Raw genomic sequence first — 3,085 nt, forward strand, 5'->3', positions numbered from 1 at the left:
TCGTTCTTTAAAAATTTGGGTATGTGATAGAAAGATAGACTGGACGTTACTTTCACTGGTAACGGCTCAGGCTAAGGTAAAATTTGTGAGTTCTCTTAGTTGAGAAATTCGAATTTTCGGCGAATGTCGTCTTCACAGTATAACCAGATTGCTTGGGGTTATATGGTCAAGTGAAGAAGCGCATACGGTGGATGCCTTGGCAGTCAGAGGCGATGAAAGACGTGGTAGCCTGCGAAAAGCTTCGGGGAGTCGGCAAACAGACTTTGATCCGGAGATGTCTGAATGGGGGAACCCAGCCATCATAAGATGGTTATCTTGTACTGAATACATAGGTGCAAGAGGCGAACCAGGGGAACTGAAACATCTAAGTACCCTGAGGAAAAGAAATCAACCGAGATTCCCTTAGTAGTGGCGAGCGAACGGGGACTAGCCCTTAAGCTTCTTTGATTTTAGCGGAACGCTCTGGAAAGTGCGGCCATAGTGGGTGATAGCCCTGTACGCGAAAGGATCTTAGAAGTGAAATCGAGTAGGACGGAGCACGAGAAACTTTGTCTGAATATGGGGGGACCATCCTCCAAGGCTAAATACTACTGACTGACCGATAGTGAACTAGTACCGTGAGGGAAAGGCGAAAAGAACCCCGGAGAGGGGAGTGAAATAGATCCTGAAACCGTATGCGTACAAGCAGTGGGAGCCCACTTTGTTGGGTGACTGCGTACCTTTTGTATAATGGGTCAGCGACTTATTTTCAGTGGCGAGCTTAACCGAATAGGGGAGGCGTAGCGAAAGCGAGTCTTAATAGGGCGTCTAGTCGCTGGGAATAGACCCGAAACCGGGCGATCTATCCATGGGCAGGTTGAAGGTTGGGTAACACTAACTGGAGGACCGAACCGACTACCGTTGAAAAGTTAGCGGATGACCTGTGGATCGGAGTGAAAGGCTAATCAAGCTCGGAGATAGCTGGTTCTCCTCGAAAGCTATTTAGGTAGCGCCTCATGTATCACTGTAGGGGGTAGAGCACTGTTTCGGCTAGGGGGTCATCCCGACTTACCAAACCGATGCAAACTCCGAATACCTACAAGTGCCGAGCATGGGAGACACACGGCGGGTGCTAACGTCCGTCGTGAAAAGGGAAACAACCCAGACCGTCAGCTAAGGTCCCAAAGTTATGGTTAAGTGGGAAACGATGTGGGAAGGCTTAGACAGCTAGGAGGTTGGCTTAGAAGCAGCCACCCTTTAAAGAAAGCGTAATAGCTCACTAGTCGAGTCGGCCTGCGCGGAAGATGTAACGGGGCTCAAACCATACACCGAAGCTACGGGTATCACGTAAGTGATGCGGTAGAGGAGCGTTCTGTAAGCCTGTGAAGGTGAGTTGAGAAGCTTGCTGGAGGTATCAGAAGTGCGAATGCTGACATGAGTAACGACAATGGGTGTGAAAAACACCCACGCCGAAAGACCAAGGTTTCCTGCGCAACGTTAATCGACGCAGGGTTAGTCGGTCCCTAAGGCGAGGCTGAAAAGCGTAGTCGATGGAAAACAGGTTAATATTCCTGTACTTCTGGTTATTGCGATGGAGGGACGGAGAAGGCTAGGCCAGCTTGGCGTTGGTTGTCCAAGTTTAAGGTGGTAGGCTGAGATCTTAGGTAAATCCGGGATCTCAAGGCCGAGAGCTGATGACGAGTTACCCTTTGGGTGACGAAGTGGTTGATGCCATGCTTCCAAGAAAAGCTTCTAAGCTTCAGGTAACCAGGAACCGTACCCCAAACCGACACAGGTGGTTGGGTAGAGAATACCAAGGCGCTTGAGAGAACTCGGGTGAAGGAACTAGGCAAAATGGCACCGTAACTTCGGGAGAAGGTGCGCCGGTGAGGGTGAAGCACTTGCTGCGTAAGCCCACGCCGGTCGAAGATACCAGGCCGCTGCGACTGTTTATTAAAAACACAGCACTCTGCAAACACGAAAGTGGACGTATAGGGTGTGACGCCTGCCCGGTGCCGGAAGGTTAATTGATGGGGTTAGCTAACGCGAAGCTCTTGATCGAAGCCCCGGTAAACGGCGGCCGTAACTATAACGGTCCTAAGGTAGCGAAATTCCTTGTCGGGTAAGTTCCGACCTGCACGAATGGCGTAACGATGGCGGCGCTGTCTCCACCCGAGACTCAGTGAAATTGAAATCGCTGTGAAGATGCAGTGTATCCGCGGCTAGACGGAAAGACCCCGTGAACCTTTACTATAGCTTTGCACTGGACTTTGAATTTGCTTGTGTAGGATAGGTGGGAGGCTTTGAAGCGTGGACGCCAGTTCGCGTGGAGCCAACCTTGAAATACCACCCTGGCAACTTTGAGGTTCTAACTCAGGTCCGTTATCCGGATCGAGGACAGTGTATGGTGGGTAGTTTGACTGGGGCGGTCTCCTCCTAAAGAGTAACGGAGGAGTACGAAGGTGCGCTCAGACCGGTCGGAAATCGGTCGTAGAGTATAAAGGCAAAAGCGCGCTTGACTGCGAGACAGACACGTCGAGCAGGTACGAAAGTAGGTCTTAGTGATCCGGTGGTTCTGTATGGAAGGGCCATCGCTCAACGGATAAAAGGTACTCCGGGGATAACAGGCTGATACCGCCCAAGAGTTCATATCGACGGCGGTGTTTGGCACCTCGATGTCGGCTCATCACATCCTGGGGCTGAAGCCGGTCCCAAGGGTATGGCTGTTCGCCATTTAAAGTGGTACGCGAGCTGGGTTTAGAACGTCGTGAGACAGTTCGGTCCCTATCTGCCGTGGACGTTTGAGATTTGAGAGGGGCTGCTCCTAGTACGAGAGGACCGGAGTGGACGAACCTCTGGTGTTCCGGTTGTCACGCCAGTGGCATTGCCGGGTAGCTATGTTCGGGAAAGATAACCGCTGAAAGCATCTAAGCGGGAAACTTGCCTCAAGATGAGATCTCACTGGGACCTTGAGTCCCCTGAAGGGCCGTCGAAGACTACGACGTTGATAGGCAGGGTGTGTAAGCGCTGTGAGGCGTTGAGCTAACCTGTACTAATTGCCCGTGAGGCTTGACCATATAACACCCAAGCAATTTGCTGATCCTGC

General features: G+C 51.5%; 1 rRNA gene. It reads left to right on the plus strand.

What is annotated here, in order from left to right:
• Positions 1 to 164 precede the first annotated feature (164 nt).
• A 23S ribosomal RNA gene (locus HU762_RS26455) occupies positions 165 to 3,056 on the plus strand.
• Positions 3,057 to 3,085: the final 29 nt, after the last annotated feature.

This window comes from Pseudomonas sp. SWRI92, from assembly GCF_014268685.1.
GTDB lineage: Bacteria > Pseudomonadota > Gammaproteobacteria > Pseudomonadales > Pseudomonadaceae > Aquipseudomonas > Aquipseudomonas marvdashtae.